The organism is Rhodococcus sp. WY5, from assembly GCF_018588185.1.
GTDB lineage: Bacteria > Actinomycetota > Actinomycetes > Mycobacteriales > Mycobacteriaceae > Rhodococcus_F > Rhodococcus_F qingshengii.
Genome location: NZ_JAAMPR010000004.1, coordinates 48371 through 67635 on the forward strand (window position 1 = coordinate 48371; position 19265 = coordinate 67635).

The following is a 19265-nucleotide window of genomic DNA, read 5'->3' on the forward strand; positions in this document are numbered from 1 at the left end:
CCGCACGCGCGCCCCGGGCTCGGTGGCGTATCAGTTCCGTTTCTCCACAACGACTAGACAAGGACAATCACAATCATGGCTATTGCGCCGTTCACAGGATCGGCTTTCAGTCGACGTACGTTTCTCGCCGCCACGGCGGCGGGGGCGGGTGGCCTGGCGTTGACCGCATGCACCACCAGCGGATCGTCCAACCCGAACCCCCCGCCGTTCGACAAGAATGCCATCACGTCCGCTGAGGCAGCGCGCCCGCATACCGGTCGCACCGTGGACTACACGCTCAATCCGCAGGGTGCCGATATCGATCTCGGCGGCATCACGGTGCGCACTCTGGCATACGGCGACAGTGTTCCCGGTCCGTTGATTCGCGCGAATGTCGGTGACGAGTTGGCGATCACCGTCAACAACGGACTCGATCATCAGACATCGGTGCATTGGCACGGCATCGCGCTTCGCAACGACATGGACGGCGCCATGCCGGCAAGCCCGAACATCGAATCGGGGCAGAACTTCACATACCGGTTCTCAGTACCTCATTCGGGAACGTATTGGGCTCACCCGCATGTCGGTCTCGACACCGACTACGGCCTGTATCTCCCCATCGTCGTCGACGACCCCCGCGAGCCCGTCGACTACGACGCCGAATGGATCGTGGTTCTCGACGACTGGACGGATGGAGTCGGCACGAGTCCGCAACAGATCCTCTCCGACCTTCAGTCCGGAAACGGCATGGGTTCGATGGGCGGATCCGGGATGGGCAACATGCCTGGCATGGGTGGAATGAACCACGGGTCGGCCGAAACCACGCTGCCCGCCACCTCGGGTGGCCCTAACTCGGTAGAATCAAGCGCTCTGCTCGGTGGGGACGCGGGTGACGTCAGCTATCCGTACTATCTGATCAACGGGCGGATAGCTTCTGCACCGACAACTTTCTCGGCCGCTCCCGGTCAGCGTGTGCGTATTCGCATCATCAACGCGGGTGCGGATACCGCTTTTCGAGTCGCCCTTGCCGATCACGTGATGTCCGTGACCCATACGGACGGTTTTCCGGTCGTACCGACAGAAGTCGATGCGCTTCTCCTCGGCATGGGTGAGCGCTACGACGTGATCGTCACGGTCAAGGACGGTGTATTCCCGCTCGTCGCCGCGGCCGAGGGTAAGAACGCTCAGGCTCGGACGCTGCTGCGTACAGGCTCGGGCGCTGCGCCCGACGCGTCGTTCCTCCCTCGGGAATTGGCAGGTCGAGTGGGCACGGTCGAGTCGTTCACTGCAGCCGAAAGTGTCGTTCTGCCGCGAAGCGATGGCACCGGTGTCGATCTCGTGGCAGACCTCGGGGGGGACATGATGAGCTACCAATGGACGATCAACGGTCGGAACTACGACCAAACCGAACCTCTGACCGTCAAAGAAGGGGACCGAGCCCGGCTCACGTTCACCAACATGACGATGATGTGGCATCCCATGCATCTGCACGGGCATACGTTCCAAGTGGTCAAAGGTGACGGCGGTGTCGGCCCTCGTAAGGACACAGTCATCGTTCGTCCGATGGAATCTGTCGCTGTCGATCTCATCGCCGACAACCCGGGCGACTGGATGCTCCACTGCCACAACGGATATCACCAGGAGTCGGGTATGATGACCCGCTTGGGCTACATCGTCTGACACGTGGAGACGTCCGAACACACGATCACACCAGCACGGGAGGCGCGACCTGATTGGGCCGGCATCTCATTCGATGCCTCTTCCTACCCCGTTCGGCGAGGTGAGATTGTGGCCGCCCCGGCATCGGGTCAGCGTCCCGGAATCCCCGGCCTCTGCCCTGCCGCTGGACTGGGATCGAAATCCCGCGAACGGCGCAACTGCCCATGGCTCCGGTGTACACCTGGCGACACTCCACGGGCGCTCGAAATTCGACGTTCTCTGCGCGGGCGAATACACGAGGGAGAATCCGACCAAATGTCCGACGGAAGTAGTCGAGGCGCAGCCTTGACTCACCTTCTCCTAACGCGAGTATAGTAGAAACAGGTACCCCCCTGGGGTACCAGACGGGAAGGGAATCATGAGCGGTCAGACTAACTCGCAGCCGAATCTACTCGATAAGACGCAACGCGGCTGTGGATGCAACTCGACGAAGAAATCACCCACGACATCCGCGCCCACCCCTACGGAGGACATCATGTCTGCAACCAACAACACGTTCGCGGTCACCGGCCTCACCTGCGGGCATTGCGTCGGCGCCGTCACGGACGAGCTGCGCGCCCTCCCCGGAGTGAGCGAGGTCGAGATCGATCTCGTCGCCGGAGGAGTCTCCACCGTGACCGTCACAGCTTCAGCGCCACTGACCGAGGAACAAGTAACTGCCGCGCTCGACGAAGCCGGCAACTATCATCTCGCGAACATCTGACCGGGCGCCCACACCGCCAGCGTAGGCAGGTCAGGAGAGGTACATCTGATGAGCACCCTGGACAACACGACCGTCGCTGCCGAGTCCGCACACAGTGTCGAACTGGTCATCGGCGGCATGACCTGCGCCTCCTGCGCCGCGCGAATCGAAAAGAAGCTCAACAAGATCGACGGCGTCACCGCGACAGTGAACTACGCGACCGAAAAGGCGAAGGTCGATTTCACGGGTGCGGTAGCACCTGAAGACTTGATCTCCACCGTCGAGGCAACGGGATACACCGCCACCTTGCCTGCCCCCAAGGGCTCGTCCGGGGAGGTCGGCACTACCGACGGGGTGGACGCCCGAATCCAGGACGAGGCTTCGCAACTGCGGACCCGACTGCTCGTCTCGCTCGCATTGACTGTGCCTGTGGTCGCATTGTCGATGATCCCGCCATTGCAGTTCACGAACTGGCAGTGGCTGGCCTTGACGCTCGCATCTCCCGTCGTCGTCTGGGGCGCACTCCCCTTCCACCGCGCTGCACTGACGAATGCCCGACACGGCGCGGCAACAATGGACACTCTGATCTCGGTGGGGGTGTCGGCGGCCTACCTGTGGTCACTGTGGGCGTTGTTCTTCGGTCATGCCGGAATGGCCGGCATGAAGATGGAGTTCAGCCTGTTCCCACAGCAGGAGGGCGGAGCGGACCACATCTATCTGGAAGTCGCTGCTGCGGTCACCGTCTTCATACTGGCGGGGCGATATTTCGAAGCCCGCGCCAAGAAGCAGTCGGGTGCAGCCCTACGCGCACTGATGGACATGGGAGCCAAAGACGTAGCGGTGTTGAGGGAACACACCGAGATCCGAATTCCCACCGAACAATTGGTGGTCGGTGACATCTTCGTCGTACGCCCCGGCGAAAAGATCGCGACCGACGGCATCGTCACCGACGGCACATCTGCGGTGGACGCCTCCATGCTGACCGGCGAATCCGTGCCAGTCGAAGTGCGCCCTGGCGACGCCGTTGTCGGCGCCACCGTCAACGCTGGAGGGCGACTCCTCGTTCGAGCAACTCGTATCGGCGCCGACACTCAGCTCGCTCAGATGGCACGACTGGTCGAAGATGCACAGAACGGCAAGGCTCAGGTCCAACGTCTCGCCGACCGCATCTCCGGAATCTTCGTCCCGGTCGTCATCGTTCTCTCACTGATGACGTTGGGTGCGTGGCTTTTGACCGGTCACTCGATGGTGACGGCGTTCACCGCCGCCGTTGCCGTGCTGATCATCGCGTGCCCCTGTGCATTGGGGTTGGCAACACCGACGGCGCTGATGGTCGGAACGGGCCGCGGCGCCCAGTTGGGGATTCTCATCAAAGGCCCCCAGGTTCTCGAATCCACCCGTCAGGTCGACACCATCGTGCTCGACAAGACCGGGACCGTCACCACCGGGCGCATGAGTGTCGATTCGACAGTCGGCGCAGATGGCGAGAATATCGACGAATTACTTTTTGTCGCAGGAGCGTTGGAGGACGGCTCCGAACACCCGATCGCGCAGGCCATCACTCTTGCAGCTCGGGCTGACGGCCGGCCGTTGCCGAGAATCGAAGGTTTCTCCAACCACGACGGCCGAGGCGTCTCCGGTGTCGTAGACGGCCGAGCCGTTGCTATAGGTCGGCGAACCTGGTTGGAGCAGGACTGGTCTCTCGTCGCACCCAAGAATCTGGAAGTGGCCGCACACGACGCGGAAGCCGACGGAAAGTCCCCGGTGTGGGTTGCGTGGGACGGTTCGATCCGCGGAATCGTGGTCGTGTCGGACACTGTCAAGGACACCTCGAAAGAGGCCATCACTGCATTCCGAACAGTGAGACTGTTTGTGCCGGTGTTTTCGGATTTCCTGACCGTTAACGCATGGAGACGAGAGAATGCTGGTGCCGGGAGTTCCCAGTGTTCCTGACCCGCACTCCGATCGACGATCGTATGTCTTTCCTTGGATTTGTCGGTTCCTGGGAACCCCCGGTGAGGCGCTACGCCTCACCGTCGGGGTGACCTGAGGAGAGCCTGCACCACCAGGTGCTCATCACTGTCTTGTCCGCCGGTTCGGTCGATGCGCGGCGCCGCCTTGCTCATCGGTCAACGGAGAGGAAAGCGACATGACAAGGATGCCTGACAAAGCCGATCTCGATCAAGACCGGGAAGTGTTCGCCGGAGTCGATACCCACAAAGAACTGCACGTCGCCGCGGTGATCGATACCGACGACAACGTCCTCGGAACTCGCAGTTTTCCGACCACCCGAAACGGGTATCGAACCATGCTGACCTGGATCGGCGAGTACGGCAATCTGATCCGGATCGGTATTGAGGGCACTGGCTCCTACGGAGCTGGGCTGACCCGCCACCTCGCGAAAGCCGGCGTGACGGTACTCGAGGTGGACCGCCCCGATCGCTCGGACCGCCGCCGTAAGGGCAAAAACGACGACCTCGATGCCATTAACGCAGCGCGTGCAGCCAAAACCAACCGGCGCACCACCACCCCGAAATCGAAAGACGGTGCCGTCGAGTCACTTCGTGTGTTGAGGGTGACCCGAGCCCATTCGGTACGAGAGCGGCGCAGTGCGCTGCAACTATTGCGGATGACGATCATCTCCGCTCCCGACGAGCTGCGCGAGCAGGTCCGCGATCTGACGCGGATGCAGCTGATACGCCTCCTCGCCGCGTGGCGGCCGGATGTCTCGAACGCTACCGATCCTGTGACCGCCTACCGGGTTTCGCTGAAATCCCTGGCTCGCCGCTATCTCGAATTGACCGACGAGATCGCCGATCTCGACGAACTGATCAACCCGATCGTGAAAGCCCTCGCACCTCAACTACTCGAGCGCGTCGGAATCGGTATCGAAGTCGCCGGACAAATGCTTGTCACCGCCGGCGACAATTCCGATCGAATGAAATCCGAAGCCGCGTTCGCGATGCTATGCGGTGTCGCGCCGCTACCCGCATCTTCTGGCATGACCCAACGCCACCGCCTCAATCGCGGCGGTGACCGCCAAGCCAACCGAGCCTTGCATCTGGCCGTCATCGGCCGCATTCGACTCGACCCGAAAACCCAGGCCTACGTAGAGAAGAAAACCAGCGAAGGCCACTCGAAACTGGAAACCATTCGGTGCCTGAAACGCTACCTGGCTCGCGAGGTCTACTACCTCCTCAACCCTGGACCGCAGACCATCACCCCGAACACCCGACACCATCGAAAAGCAGCTTGACTCTCAGGAGAGCATCCTTGGGACTACGTCCCATCCTGTTGACCGGCGATAATGCTCGCGCCGCCGTCGCCGTCGCAAAACAAGTGGGGATCGAAGCCGCCGATGTCATCGCCGAAGTCTTGCCCGCGGACAAAGTAAGCGCCGTCAAAGACCTCCAAAGCCGTGGGTATACAGTCGCTATGGTCGGTGACGGTGTCAACGACGCCGCTGCTCTGGCACAAGCAGACTTAGGTCTGGCCATGGGCACCGGCAGCGATGTCGCCATCGAAGCCTCCGATCTCACCCTTGTCCGAGGCGACCTGCGCTCCGCCGCAGATGCGATCCGTCTGTCGCGCTCGACGTTGAAAACCATCAAAGGGAACCTTTTCTGGGCCTTCGCCTACAACGTGGCGGCGTTGCCTCTGGCGGCGCTGGGGTTGTTGAACCCGCTGATCGCCGGCGCTGCCATGGCTTTCAGCTCCATCTTCGTCGTCACGAACAGTTTGCGCCTACGACGATTCACCAGTCATGCCACAAGCTCCGATCACTGATTTGATCCCGAATTCGACTGCCCCGATGACCTTCCGTCTGCCCTGAACTCTTCGGACGCGATGTGCGGGAGAGGTCCCACTGTCCACCCGCAACGAATCCAAAGGTTTCACTTCACGACGACCACCATCACGGACGAGGGCAGTCGTCGACTGCTTGGGACACCATGGTCCTTCATCGAATCTTCACCAAACATCTAACCAAGGCATATCCGCCACCGGCAGGCTCAGTATTGAGACACACGTGGACCCCACAACATCACGCCCCAGAGGTGCCGACGATCTGCCACAACACGGGAACATGCCACCGAGGTATCCGCACAGTCGCTGCCGCAAGAATGGCGGTCACAACGAGAGGGCGCAGAGATGAATCGAACCACCGTTCTCGAAGTACAAGGATTGCAGTGGGCGACATCGAAAGCCGCAGTCGAATCAACTCTCCTTCGCCGACGTGGCGTCGTCTCTGCTGAGGCCAACGTCCTCAACCAAACTGCCACGGTCACCTACGACCCGGCTGCAACCTCGATACCCGAACTGTCCCAATGGATCCGGGACTGCGGCTATCACTGCGCAGGGCGATCAGTGCCCTCCCACAGCTGCGACCCCCTCTCCGAACCAAACGACAGCACCAGCGCCACGCCCTCTGAATACCACGTTCATTCAGACCACGCCGACACATCAACCGACGCACCGGTCGAACACCCCGGCGAATCTCCTCACGGCGAACACACAGCGCACGAACCACATGCTCAACACTCTGCACAGGACATGATGGGGCACGGAGGCGCCCACGCCGGAATGTCGATGGACGACATGGTCCGGGACATGCGAAATCGCTTTCTCGTCGCTCTCGTTCTGTCCATTCCGATCATGCTGTGGTCCCCGATGGGGCGCGACATGTTCGGATTCACAGTTCCCGCCCCGTTCGGACTCCGCGACGACGTATTCACCCTGATACTGAGCTTGCCAGTGGTGTTCTACTCGGCCTGGATCTTTTTCGACGGCGCTTATCGGGCTCTGAAGGCCCGCACCCTCGACATGATGGTCCTCGTTGCCGTCGCCGTCGGGGCGGGTTGGCTCTACAGCGTCGCCGTCACCTTCACCGGCGGCGGCGAGGTCTTCTACGAGGCCGCGTCGGTGCTGACGGCTTTCGTCCTGCTCGGACATTGGTTCGAGATGCGAGCCAGAGGTGGAGCCAACGACGCGATTCGCACACTGCTCGAACTGACCCCGCCATTGGCAATCGTGTTGAGAGACGGCGAACCCGTCGAAGTTCCCACCGCCGACGTTGTCGTCGGAGACCTGTTACTGATCCGACCAGGCGGCAAAGTCCCTGTCGATGGAACGGTCGAGAGCGGAACTTCCGAAGTCGACGAGTCAATGGTGACCGGGGAAAGCCTTCCCGTATCCAAAGAACCGGGATCCGCAGTCATCGGGGCTTCCATCAACACGACGGGCACACTTCGCGTCCGAGCAACCAAAGTCGGTGCCGACACCGCCCTGTCCCAAATAGTGGCGTTGGTCCAGGAAGCGCAGAACTCGAAAGCGCCGGGGCAACGGTTCGCTGATCGGGCCGCGTTCTGGCTCGTCCTTGTTGCTTTGATCGGCGGCACCGGCACCTTCCTCGTCTGGTGGGCGGCGGGTGCAGGAGTGCAGACCGCGCTTCTGTTCGCGATCACCGTCGTTGTCATCACCTGCCCCGACGCTCTCGGTTTGGCCACGCCCACCGCCATCATGGTCGGCACCGGACTCGGAGCTCAACGAGGAGTGTTGTTCAAAAATGCCACCGCGCTGGAATCCTCGGCGCGCATCGAGACGGTAGTGATGGACAAGACCGGCACCCTCACCAAGGGTGAACCCGAAGTCACCGACGTCGTCGTCGACGGTATCGGCACCGATGAACTCCTTTCCCTCGTCGCGGCGGTCGAACGCGAGTCCGAACACCCCCTCGCCGGCGCGATCGTCCGCTACGCGACCGAACGCGGCGCCCCGGAGTTTCCCCTCACAAATTTCCGTAATGTGCCAGGTCATGGTGCGGCTGCGGAGGTGGACGGTCGTCGAGTGGCGGTGGGCAACCGCAAACTGATGATCGCCGAAAACGTCGACTTCGGCACATTGATGGGTACACGCGACGACCTCGCGGCCAGCGGGCGCACAGCAGTACTCGTTGCCGTCGACGGACAGGGCGTCGGGGTGATCGCACTCGCCGACGCTGTCCGAGAGACTTCCGCCGCCGCAGTGGCGGCGCTGCACGACTTGGGCGTCGAAGTCGTCATGCTCAGCGGCGACAACGAAGCCACCGCACAGCGCATCGCGGGCCAGCTCGGTATCGATACCGTCATCGCGGAAGTGCTCCCCGGCGACAAAGCCGCCAAGATCGTCGAGCTGCAAAATGCCGGCAAAAAGGTTGCGATGGTCGGGGACGGAGTCAACGATGCTCCCGCGCTCGCACAAGCGGACCTCGGTATCGCCATCGGCGCAGGTACCGACGTCGCAATCGAAACAGCGGACCTCGTGCTGATGCGGTCGGACCCACTCGACGTACCGGTCGCTCTACAAATCGGGCGAGGCACCCTCCGCAAGATGAGACAGAACCTCGGATGGGCAGTCGGGTACAACGTCATCGCCCTCCCCATCGCCGCTGGAGTCTTCGAACCCTCCCTCGGACTTGTACTTCGCCCCGAGATCGCGGCGCTGTCGATGTCCGGGTCCAGCTTCATCGTCGCAGTCAATGCACTACTGCTGAAGCGGCTACGCCTCCCTTCTCCCCCAGATCAACACCGGCCTTCACCCAGCACTACGAAGTCCACCTCACAGAACGTCTCATGACCCGACAACCGATCTCCCAGCGAAAGGGATTCCCCGATATGAAGAAGGTCCTCGCAATCAGTGCTGCAGCAACTGCAGCACTATTCGTCCTCACCGCATGTAACAGCTCCAATACCGATGAAACTACCTCCACGCCAACGTCAATGAGTGCCGAATCCAGTTCATCGGCGAACGCGAGCACTCACAATCAGGCAGATGTGACATTCGCCGAGCAGATGATCCCGCATCACAGTCAGGCCGTCCAGATGAGCGACATGCTCCTCTCCAAAGACGGTATCGACCCCCGAGTGACGACGTTGGCAGAACAGATCAAGGCAGCGCAAGCCCCAGAAATCGAGCAGCTGCAGGCCTGGTTGACCAGCTGGGGACAGAGTTCGTCCTCCTCTGGCATGAATATGCCGACCACCTCCCACAGCATGGAAGGCATGACACCCTCTACCAGCATGAACATGCCGATGCCCTCAGAGAGCATGGGGATGACGCCGGGAATGATGGAGGGGATGATGTCCGCCGATGACATGACCGCGCTGCAGAATGCACAGGGAACCGATGCCGCGAAACTGTTCCTCGCTCAGATGATCGACCATCACCGCGGAGCTGTCGCAATGGCGCAAACTGAAGTTGATTCCGGACAGTATCCCGAAGCTATCTCCATGGCGCAGACCATCATCAGCGCGCAAAACCAGGAAATCACCACGATGGAAGGCATTCTCGCCACGCTGTGATCACGACTTCCGGCGTTCATTGCTCAGATTTCAGTCGGATGTGAGCGCACGCGGCTCGGTGTCTCTGCTTGACAATTGACCTCGGCAGAGGCACCGAGCCTTCTAGGCGACAGGTCAATACCCCGGAGGACACCGAACACTATCGAGGCAACCTCATTTGTTGGAGGGTTTGGTAATTACACCCGAAGATATCCCGAGATCCGCACGCGCCGTCCTGCGTGCGCGGTCACATTCGTCGGGCTCAACATTCTGGTCAGGCTCCGTGGGATACCCACCAGCACGAGGTAGGAACGGGTGCACAAAAACCCACGCCTGAACCGAACCGATCTATTTGCATCAATCAGGTCCAGGCGCAAACCGAGCCCATCGATTAACGAGGGACAGGCCGGGTACGCAAACGAGAACAGACGACATGGAGGTCATGATGCAGGACGTTCGGCGGGGGATGACCGACTCCGAGTTGATCGCGGAGGCGTACCGACTCGAAAGCCAGCCGGTATTGAGCAGGTGCGACCACATCAGGTTGACACTGATACACGATGAACTCGAGTGTCGCGCAGGATGTCGGGAAAAGAAACTCCCTGACGCGGCGCCACAACGGCTTCCGCCTTGCAAGGGCAGGAAGTGCGCATGATTGACAAGTTTGATCACCACGTTCACACACTCACATCAGAATGGCTGCGCCACTCCCCCGGCATGCAGGCGCGGGGCTCCCCTGATCCATATGCCCCCGCGCCACTCTCACCCGCTCGCTCTCAGTTGAGTCCCGCGTACGAATGGAGGCCGGAGACATCCATCTTGATGATGAAGAGATTGAACAGCATTGCGACGAAACCGGCAATGATTATCCAGGCGGCACGGGTATCGCGCCAACCAGAAGTAGCACGCGCGTGCAGAGAGGCGGCGTAGATCACCCAAGCGATGAAGGAGATGTGAACGACGGTTGAAAACTAGACCACCCGTCGTTTCTGGACTAGTTTTCAACCGTCGTCAACAGGAGACCGTTTCCTTGGGGTCCCATCCTTCTTGACAACATCCAATCGCGCACTAGGAGCGTTCGGGGACCGCAGTACCGATCGAGTCCTTCGACACACAAGTACGCACTCCGCACGCCCGCTCACCTTTCAACCGCTGCCGAAACGCGCCCGCCATCAAAGCCAGTGAAATCAGCCCCAGGACCGGTTGTATCGGTGCCCACAGATTCAACGCACCCGTCACACCGACAGTCATGATCACCAATTTGTTGCACACCGGACAGCCGACGGCCAACAGAGCCAGCGCATTGCTGCCAATGCCCACGCGCGAGGGTGCTGCAGAACTGGATTGCGTTCGCACATACGTCGCGAGTATCAATCCACTCAATATCGCGTTCGCGATCCACACCGGATAGTTCCACCACAGCACCGGAGTCATCCGCTGGTAGAACGAAGTCGGCACTATCCCGGTGGGGACGCCGACGATGAGCGCTGCTGCCACCGCACCTGCCGACGCAGTAATCCAACGCCAGAGCGACCAATTCGTCATCGCCGATGTCCCTCCCTCATACAGTGAACTACTAAAAGAGATAGTAGTTCACTGTATGAGACGACCGGAAACGGCAATCCTTCAACGACTTGCATCCCACCCGACAGGGGTATCACCGAGGTGCACGTGTGTGAAAGCGAAGTCTCCACGGCGATCGAATACGATGCGCGGGACAGCGGGAGTTTGCGCAGCGTCGAGGCAGGGCAACCGAGGCCCGCACCGACAAACGTGAGCGCGGTAAGAGTTCGCGTAACAACGAATCGGTCAGTGCGGCTGTCGTCTTGGTAGGACCCCGTTTGGTGAGCCACTCGCTATCAGAGAATCAATGCGTGTGAATACAGCTGGCAGCTGTACTCATTCGGAGTGCGGTAAGCCAGCGATGAATGCCGATGTCGGGTGTTGTAGTCCTCCTTCCCGTCCTCGATGACCACCCGGGCTTCGAGGAGGCTGTGGAACTCGTTCATGTTCAGGCATTCGTCACGGACTCGGTTGTTGAAGGATTCGATGTAGCCGTTCTTCCACGGCTGACCAGGGGGAACATATCCGATTCCCAGTCGGTCCTCGCAGAACGTCCGCAACGCCTCGGAGATGAATTCGGGTCCGTTGTCGCACCGCAACACCTGTGGCGGGCCGCCCCAGAGCGCGAACACTTTCTCCAGGGCGGCGACGAGATCCTCTGCCGGGATGGATCCCTCGACCATGTTGAGCACCGACTGGCGCGAATGCTCGTCCACCATTGACGCGATCTTGAACTTCCGTTCGTCGGTGGTGAAGTCGAACTGGAAGTCGATCGCCCACACCACCTTCGGTGCATGTGCCTCGGCAATCGGGGTGGTCGAAGCGTCGGCTCGTTTGCGGATTTTGCGGACCTTCACCCGCAACCCTTCCTCGCGCCAGAGACGCTGAACCTTCTTCTTTGTTAATCACCCAGCCCATGGCACGCAAGTCCGCCCACGCCCGACGAAACCCCTTGCGGGCATTCGCTTTGGCCCAGTCTCGCAACCACTTCCGCAGATCGGCGTCCGGATCGTCCGGGGTGTCTCTCGCAAGCGCTTTTCGTTGGGTGGATCGCGGTTGCCCGACGATTTTGCAGGCGAAACGCTGTGAGAGCCCCATCGTTTCCTGGAGCATGACGACAGCGTTTCGTTTGGCGGTCAGGCTCAGAATTTTCCAGTGATAATGGAATCAACCCGTTGACGGAACGGCCTGACCCAGAATTTTCCGAGCAATCTCCTTGAGTGCAGCCTTTTCGAGTTCGGCTTCGGCGAGGAGCTTCTTGAGCAGGGCGTTCTCGTTCTTGAGTTCTTTGAACTCTTTGGCGTCGTCGGCTTTCATGCCGCCATACTGCTTGCGCCAGTTGTAGAGCGTCGGCACCGAGACGTCGAGTTGTCGGGCGATTTCCTCGTCGTCGGCGCCTGTGGCGGCAAGTTCGTCGCCGTGGCGCAGTTTTCGGATGATCTGTTCGGGCGTGTGCCGTTTGCGTCCAGCCATGAGTTGCAGCCTTTCATGCCCTTGATCAGGGCGGAAGGATTCTCATAGCTTGCGGGTCACTTGATGGGGGTCATGCCAGTCTCATCCGTCGCCGGCACAGTCATCACCGAAATTGGGAACGAACTCATGGCGACTTCGTGTCCTCACTTCTTCCCGTCATACGTGCGACATATATTGCGTACACGTAGTTTGCGGACGACACGGCTCACTCGGATCCGTTTCCCGCCAGTGTGCTCGTTGTGGGATGGAACCTTCCGGTGTGAGCTTCAGCCCGAATCCGTTCCACCATGTGTGGGTGGTGCATCTCGAACGCCGGACACTCGGAGCGGATAGGGGCTCGGTGAAGTTGTGGCGTGGCGGCGGACAGCTGGTCGCCCACTCGAGAGAATTGCCATTGCCCCACGGATCGTCGACCGTGACGACTTCACCAAATCTGTAGCTCCTGAAGACGTTCCAGATGAACGGCAAGGTGAATGGTGAATGCACCCAAGACGAAGGACTCTACGGTCGAGATGGAGTTCAGTACCGCAAAGTCGTCCAAAGGTAGGTAATCCGCTTAGCGGCGCGGCATCCCCTCGACGCCGAGCCAGTGCTGCACGAGGAAGGTCATGTGGAATCCGCGAACGCCGCTTAGAAATGCCATTTGCCCAGCCACTCATCCATCACTCGGCCAGTCATCTTAGGGAACCAGAAGTAGATCCGCGCGTACGTGGTGAACACAACCGTACCGAAGACCACGTAGTGAAAATGTGCCACGCCGAAGTAACTGTCGGTGACCTGAAAATCGAACGGTGGTCTGGCCAGAAGCACCTCCGAAAGACCATCGACTAAGAAGGTGATCAAGAAACTGATCGAGAACAGCATCGGCGACTCGAAAGTCAATTGCCCCTTCCACCAATCCCGATAACGCCAACCCCACGATCCCCACATGTCCGCGCGCACGCCCGGCGAAACTCTTATGGAGACAGACGTACGCAACGATTTTCGCCGACCTCTGAAGCCAACCGTACCGCCGACGGAGAAGAGCTAGAGAAGCCTGGTCACATTGGGCACCATGCCGTCCCAACGCACCGGGGAAACCTTGACCACATCGCCGGACTGCGGGGATTCAAGCATCTGATTGTTGCCAAGGTAGAGCGCCTCGTGCTGACTTGCGTTGGGCCCGTAGAAGATCAGATCCCCTCGCTTCATCTGAGAGGCTGGAACCTGCCTTCCCGCGGTGTACTGGTACCCGGAGTAGTGCGGAAGTGAGATTCCCACACCAGCAAACGCATAGATCATGATTCCGGAACAGTCGAAGCCTGCATTTTCGAAATCACCGAAAGTGTCCGCGACTCCGCCGTCACGAATTCCGACGGTCGGCCCGTTTGCGTCTCCGCCTCCCCACGAATAGCGGACACCGAGTTGCGACATTGCCCGGTCGATGACAGTTTCGATGGCACCGTCACCGGTGACCGAATTCTGACCGTCGTCACTCACGCCACCTCCGGGCTCCGTCGTAACCGACGGAGCCTTGGTTGGAGAAGCAGGCGGTGACGGCGTAGCCGTCACCGACGTGGGAGCCCTTGTAGAAGCAGCAGACGGTGACGGCGTAGTCGTCACCGACGGCACCTTCGTCTCCGAGGAATCATCGCTGATCTGGGTATGCGGACGCTGTCTGCTGGCAATGTCCGCGGCGCGATCACGTGCAATTTGATCCGCAGCAACCCGGGTCGCAGCTTCCGATGCTGCTTGCTGCGCTGCGGCGATCGCCGCAGCGGTAGCTGCTTCCTCTGCTCTGCGCTGAGTATCCCACTGGTCGTAGACCTGACGCTGGTTCTGCAATCCCGTCGCGCTGTTTCTCGCTGCCTCCAACTCGATTTGCGCGGAATCGCGCTCCTTCATGACCACTGCCTGTTGCTCTGTTGCCGACTTCTGCGCATCCGTCACGCGCTGGATTGCTTCCATTGCGAGGGCTTTGTTGTCTTCTGCTCTGGCTGCAGCAGCGTCGGCGGTCGCCTGGGCCGCCCGTGCCACAGACTCCGTGTTCGATCGCGCCGTTCGTGCGCGCTGAAGCTCGTCCATGACCGCGTTGTGCTTCTTCGTAATCATCCGCACCAGGTCAGCTTTGGCCAAGAGATCGTCGGGGCTGTCGCTTCCGAGGAAGACGGTCAGCGAGCCGGCGGTGCTGCCTTGTCTGTAGCTGGCGGCAACGAAATCGTCGAACTGCTGTTGCGCCACCTCGATTGCCTGCCCAGCCACTCCCATGTCGGTGCGTGCAGCTGCCCCAGCAGCAGTGGCGGCCACCGCGACATCACGGGATGACTGAAGGTCCACCAACGCCTTGTTCACGTCCTCCCGCTTGATCGCAACCTGGGCGGCGATCTCAGCGAGTTGCGCATTCGCCGACGCAACGTCGTTGATCAGATCGCCGATACGGCCCAGAGTTTGATCCACGCGTGAGTCTGCCTGTTGCAACTCGGTATCGCTCGGATTCGGTGGCGGCGGCGGAACCGCCATCGCGATACCGGGAGTGGTTGCGACGATCGATCCGGCGAGAGCCAGACCAAGGACGGCGTGAGCGACTCTCGTGCGAGCATGCGTGAGTCGATTCCGTTGCCTCACAAACACCCCTCGTCCTCGACGACTCAAACTGCGCTCGACACCCATGTACTAAGGACAATAGTAGATAAACATCATCAACTGCCCCATATGACAAAAAGCGTCACATGTTTCCCTCGCGCACCACAGATCGGCTAACCGTGCTGTCGTACCGGATTGGACCAGAACGGCAATGCTCCTGACCTCGGGACCGTTCGCACCCGCTGCGTGGAATCGCCACCCCGCCTTGCTCAGGAATGTCGGGTGCACGCACGAGGCGCCGGCGGGCACATCCCGATTGTCATTGCGCCTGCTGAAGGTTCGTTACAGAGCGATGGTGATCGCCGCGGTGTGCAACTGGCCTCCTGTCTGGAACTCGATGAACAGTCGCCAGTCGCCGGATTTCGAGAGTTTCGCAGGTACATCGAATTCCGGACCTCGCTGATCGCTGTCCAGTGGCGTCAGATCAGCAAAGGCGAGAGTCTGTGCATGGATTGCAGTGACATGGACATAGGCGCCCTCGTAGCGCTGCACGTCGGATCCCTGCTCGTCGCCTCCGGCAATGTCCACCGTGAGCTCTCCCGACTGGCCGGGTGTGAGTTTCCCCGCGACCGTGAGCGTGTAGCCGTCGACCGAGGTCGACGGCATGGCGTGTGGAAGCCTTTCCGGAGTCCCCTCCCCAGGAACTGTGACCAGCTGCGAAAGCACCTGCGTTTCAGAGGTTTTCCCGCTAAGAGCCCTAAACTGGGCGTATACGCGGTATCTCCCGGGTACGAGGCCTGAGATCGGGGCGCTCCACGTGCCGTCGCCAGCCATGATCGGATGCAGATGCGCGAATCTCGTCGAGTCATCCCGAATGAAATACAGATGCATGAGCTGGCCTTGCTCTGCCTCGTACTCGGTTACCGCGCCACCCCCTGAATCGTCGATTCGGAATCTCCACGTCGTGGCTTGACCGGCGGGAATCATCGAATCATCAGTAATCAGCGCCATATCGGAGGTGCTGGACTCGAGCCCATTCATCACTGCCGAGGGTTCGCCGGCCTTGCTCGACGATGACTGAAGGGAAGGCTCCGCACTATCGGTACCGCTGTTCGTGCAGGCCGTGAGTGATGTCACGGCGGCGGCGACCACAGCCGCCACCGTCATGTACCGAGGCAGACTGCGAATATCCATCGGGTTGGATCGCTTTCTTTGTTCCACCGACCAAGGGAGGAGATGTCAGGGGTCGAAATGAAGGGTAGCCCGATCAGGAGATTGCCGATTGATCAACACATTCATCTCGCCCCAGCGAGTAGATCGAGGTTGGTAACACCACTGCAGCATGAGCTTCAGCGAGTGTGTCGCCGCACGCACTGATCACCTGGTCGTCGGACGCGCCGCCGAGGGACTCCGGCGTCGATTGGCCACATATGGGGTGAGCTCTTTACAGGGCAGGGATCGGGTCGTCGGCGATTCCGAGCCCGAGATGTTCGATGTGATAGACCGCTTCGTCGAGAAGCATCGCCACATGATTGTCGTACAGGCTGTACACGACGTTGCGGCCCTGCCGCGTCCCCGTCACCAACCCCATCGCACGCAGCAGTCGCAGTTGATGCGAGACAGCGGACTGCTCCATCCCCACCGCCTCCACCAGGTCACCCACAGAACACGCCCCGTGCCGCAGCCGAGTCAACATCCGCAGTCGACTCGGCGTCGCCAACGCCTGCAACGTGGCAGCCACCGTCGCGGCCGACTCCGCATCGAGCTGCGCGGGCGGTGTGGACGTGCCTTCGACTCCGTGACCCATGTGAAGCATCTTACCCATCATGATTACATGAAGAGGTCTTCATGTTTTCCTGTATCGTGGCGTTCGTTCCTACCCCCCTGCCCCCAGCCGGAAGCCGTGCCATGACCACCCCTGTACGCAGCGATCCACACACCGAGCCCGCGGCGCCCCGGGCCGCAACCGCCGTCCGCACCCGGCCGTTCGCACTCCCGGAAGTGCGGTGGGCAGCCATCGCGACCGGGCTGTTCGTCCTCGGGCTTGCCGCTCAGTTCGGCGGTGCCCCGACCTGGCTGTGGTGGACGCTGTATCTGGGCTGCTACGTCACCGGCGGGTGGGAGCCCGCACTGGCGGGCTTGCAGGCGCTTCGAGAGAAAACCCTCGACGTCGACCTGCTCATGATCGTCGCCGCGATCGGCGCCGCGGCGATCGGCCAGGTCCTCGACGGCGGCCTGCTGATCGTCATCTTCGCCACCTCCGGCGCGTTGGAAGCATTCCTGACCCAGCGCACCGCCGACTCGGTGCGCAGCCTGCTCGATCTTGCTCCCGAACGTGCCACCGTCATCGGCCCTGACGGGCACGAAACCATGGTGGATGCGGCGTCGTTGACGGCAGGTGATGTGATCGTCGTCCGGCCGGGCGAGCGGATCGGCGGCGACGGCCGGATCATCTCCGGAAGCAGCGATGTCGATCAGGCCTCGATCACAGGAGAACCCCTACCAGTGGCAAAACATCGCGATGACGAGGTGTTCGCCGGAACCCTCAACGGGACCGGCACTCTGCGAATCCGGATCGATCACGCGGCATCGGAGACGGTCGTCGCGCGGATCGTGGCGATGGTCGAAGAAGCGTCCGCCACCAAAGCGAAGTCGCAGCTGTTCATCGAGAAGGTCGAGCAGTACTACTCGGTCGGAGTCGTGGCCGCGACCCTCGCAGTGTTCTTCATCCCGTTCGCGCTCGGCGGCGCCCTGCAACCGTCGCTGCTGCGAGCGATGACGTTCATGATCGTCGCCTCCCCGTGCGCAGTCGTGCTGGCCACGATGCCGCCGCTACTGGCGGCGATGGCCAACGCCGGCCGCAACGGCGTGTTGGTCAAATCCGCCGTCGTGATGGAGCAGCTCGGTTCGGTCACCACCGTCGCATTCGACAAAACCGGAACCCTCACCAAGGGGTCCCCGGCCCTGACGGACATCCGGCCGATGAGCGGGGCGAACCTCGCCGCCGACGAGCTGCTCACGTTCGCCGCCGCGGCCGAGCATCCCAGTGAGCACCCGCTCGCTGACGCGGTCGTCGCCGCTGCCCGCCAACGCGGGTTGCAGGTGCCCCCTGTCGAAGAGTTCGACTCCGCCCCCGGCCGGGGAGTGCGAGCACGCCTGAACGGTCGCCGGATTCAGGTCGGCAGCCCCGCACACCTGCTTCCAGCGGCGTCGGCCGCGATCGCGGACCGTGCCACGGCGCAAGCGATGTCTGCGGCCGCCGAAATGGAAGCCGGCGGAAAGACCGCGATCGTGGTGATTGTCGACGCCGCACCGATCGGAGTACTCGGACTGGCCGATCAACTCCGCGACGGCGCCCGCGACGTCGTCGACGAACTGACCACCCTCACCGGACACACTCCGGTTCTACTGACCGGCGACAATCCCCGCGCCGCCGCTGCGCTCGCCGCACAGGTCGGGATCACCGACATGCGAGCCGGACTCCTCCCCGAGGACAAGGTCACCGCCGTCGCCGACCTCGAACGCAGCGGCGCGAAAGTGCTACTGGTCGGTGACGGTGTCAACGACGCCCCCGCACTCGCCGCCGCGCACACCGGCATCGCCATGGGCCGCGCCGGATCCGACCTCGCACTCGACACCGCCGACGCCGTCATCGTCCGTGACGAACTCGCCACCATCGCGCGCGTGATCGCCCTCTCACGCCGTGCCCGGCGCATCGTGATCGCCAACCTCGCGATCGCCGCCACCTTCATCACCACCCTCGTCCTGTGGGACCTGTTCGGGCACTTACCGTTACCCCTCGGCGTCGCCGGACACGAAGGCTCCACCGTCATCGTCGGACTCAACGGAATGCGACTACTTTCCCAACGCGCGTGGCGCTACGAGACAGGCAACCTCGGGTGGCGCCGGGCTCGATCCATCTAGAGAAGAGGTACATCTCCCAAGCAAAGGTCGTCCGCCTTCGATTGCCT

10 protein-coding genes and 5 pseudogenes are annotated in these 19265 nt (G+C 61.3%); 8 read left to right on the forward strand and 7 right to left on the reverse strand.

What is annotated here, in order from left to right; translation table 11 throughout:
• The first annotated feature begins 75 nt into the window (after positions 1–75).
• From G4D79_RS32000 to G4D79_RS32030, 7 genes and pseudogenes are all read left to right on the forward strand, one after another.
• A complete protein-coding gene (locus G4D79_RS32000) occupies positions 76–1659 on the forward strand; it encodes a multicopper oxidase family protein (RefSeq protein ID WP_030537787.1) in 1584 nt (527 codons plus the stop codon).
• Between the two features lie 514 nt (positions 1660–2173).
• Entirely contained in the window at positions 2174–2401 is a 228-nt protein-coding gene (locus G4D79_RS32005) for a heavy-metal-associated domain-containing protein (protein WP_030537788.1), read from the forward strand.
• 48 nt (positions 2402–2449) lie between these two features.
• Positions 2450–4249: pseudogene (locus tag G4D79_RS32010) on the forward strand (heavy metal translocating P-type ATPase); the annotation flags it as partial.
• 280 nt (positions 4250–4529) lie between these two features.
• The gene (locus G4D79_RS32015; protein WP_082920510.1) at positions 4530–5636 is read left to right on the forward strand and encodes an IS110 family transposase; all 1107 of its coding nucleotides are present in this window, start codon (positions 4530–4532) and stop codon (positions 5634–5636) included.
• A gap of 17 nt (positions 5637–5653) precedes the next feature.
• A pseudogene (locus G4D79_RS32020) lies at positions 5654–6166 on the forward strand (HAD-IC family P-type ATPase); the annotation flags it as partial.
• 363 nt (positions 6167–6529) lie between these two features.
• Complete coding sequence (locus G4D79_RS32025) at positions 6530–8992, forward strand: cation-translocating P-type ATPase (RefSeq protein ID WP_058228111.1); 2463 nt, start codon at positions 6530–6532, stop codon at positions 8990–8992.
• A gap of 38 nt (positions 8993–9030) precedes the next feature.
• Positions 9031–9717, forward strand: a complete 687-nt coding sequence (locus tag G4D79_RS32030) for a DUF305 domain-containing protein (RefSeq protein ID WP_047270628.1) — start codon at positions 9031–9033, stop codon at positions 9715–9717.
• 755 nt (positions 9718–10472) lie between these two features.
• Here G4D79_RS32030 and ccsA read toward each other — a convergent pair.
• From ccsA to G4D79_RS32065, 7 genes and pseudogenes are all read right to left on the reverse strand, one after another.
• Positions 10473–10649: pseudogene (gene ccsA, locus G4D79_RS32035) on the reverse strand (cytochrome c biogenesis protein CcsA); the annotation flags it as partial.
• A 115-nt stretch (positions 10650–10764) separates the two neighbouring features.
• Positions 10765–11241 carry a hypothetical protein gene (locus G4D79_RS32040; RefSeq protein ID WP_047270626.1) on the reverse strand — a complete coding sequence of 159 codons (477 nt, stop codon included), beginning with the start codon at positions 11239–11241 and terminating at the stop codon, positions 10765–10767.
• 314 nt (positions 11242–11555) lie between these two features.
• Positions 11556–12732 (reverse strand): annotated as a pseudogene (locus G4D79_RS32045) (IS3 family transposase).
• A 205-nt stretch (positions 12733–12937) separates the two neighbouring features.
• Positions 12938–13626 (reverse strand): annotated as a pseudogene (locus G4D79_RS32050) (cbb3-type cytochrome c oxidase subunit I); the annotation flags it as partial.
• A gap of 132 nt (positions 13627–13758) precedes the next feature.
• Complete coding sequence (locus tag G4D79_RS32055; protein ID WP_081377629.1) at positions 13759–15381, reverse strand: NlpC/P60 family protein; 1623 nt, start codon at positions 15379–15381, stop codon at positions 13759–13761.
• 255 nt (positions 15382–15636) lie between these two features.
• On the reverse strand, positions 15637–16488 hold the full coding sequence (locus G4D79_RS32060; RefSeq protein ID WP_052959930.1) for a hypothetical protein: 852 nt from the start codon (positions 16486–16488) through the stop codon (positions 15637–15639).
• A 250-nt stretch (positions 16489–16738) separates the two neighbouring features.
• Positions 16739–17101 (reverse strand): helix-turn-helix transcriptional regulator, encoded by a 363-nt coding sequence (locus tag G4D79_RS32065; protein ID WP_047270658.1) that lies wholly within the window; start codon positions 17099–17101, stop codon positions 16739–16741.
• A 101-nt stretch (positions 17102–17202) separates the two neighbouring features.
• Between G4D79_RS32065 and G4D79_RS32070 the strand changes: the two genes are divergently transcribed.
• The gene (locus G4D79_RS32070) at positions 17203–19218 is read left to right on the forward strand and encodes a heavy metal translocating P-type ATPase (protein WP_047270622.1); all 2016 of its coding nucleotides are present in this window, start codon (positions 17203–17205) and stop codon (positions 19216–19218) included.
• The last annotated feature ends 47 nt before the right edge of the window (positions 19219–19265 follow it).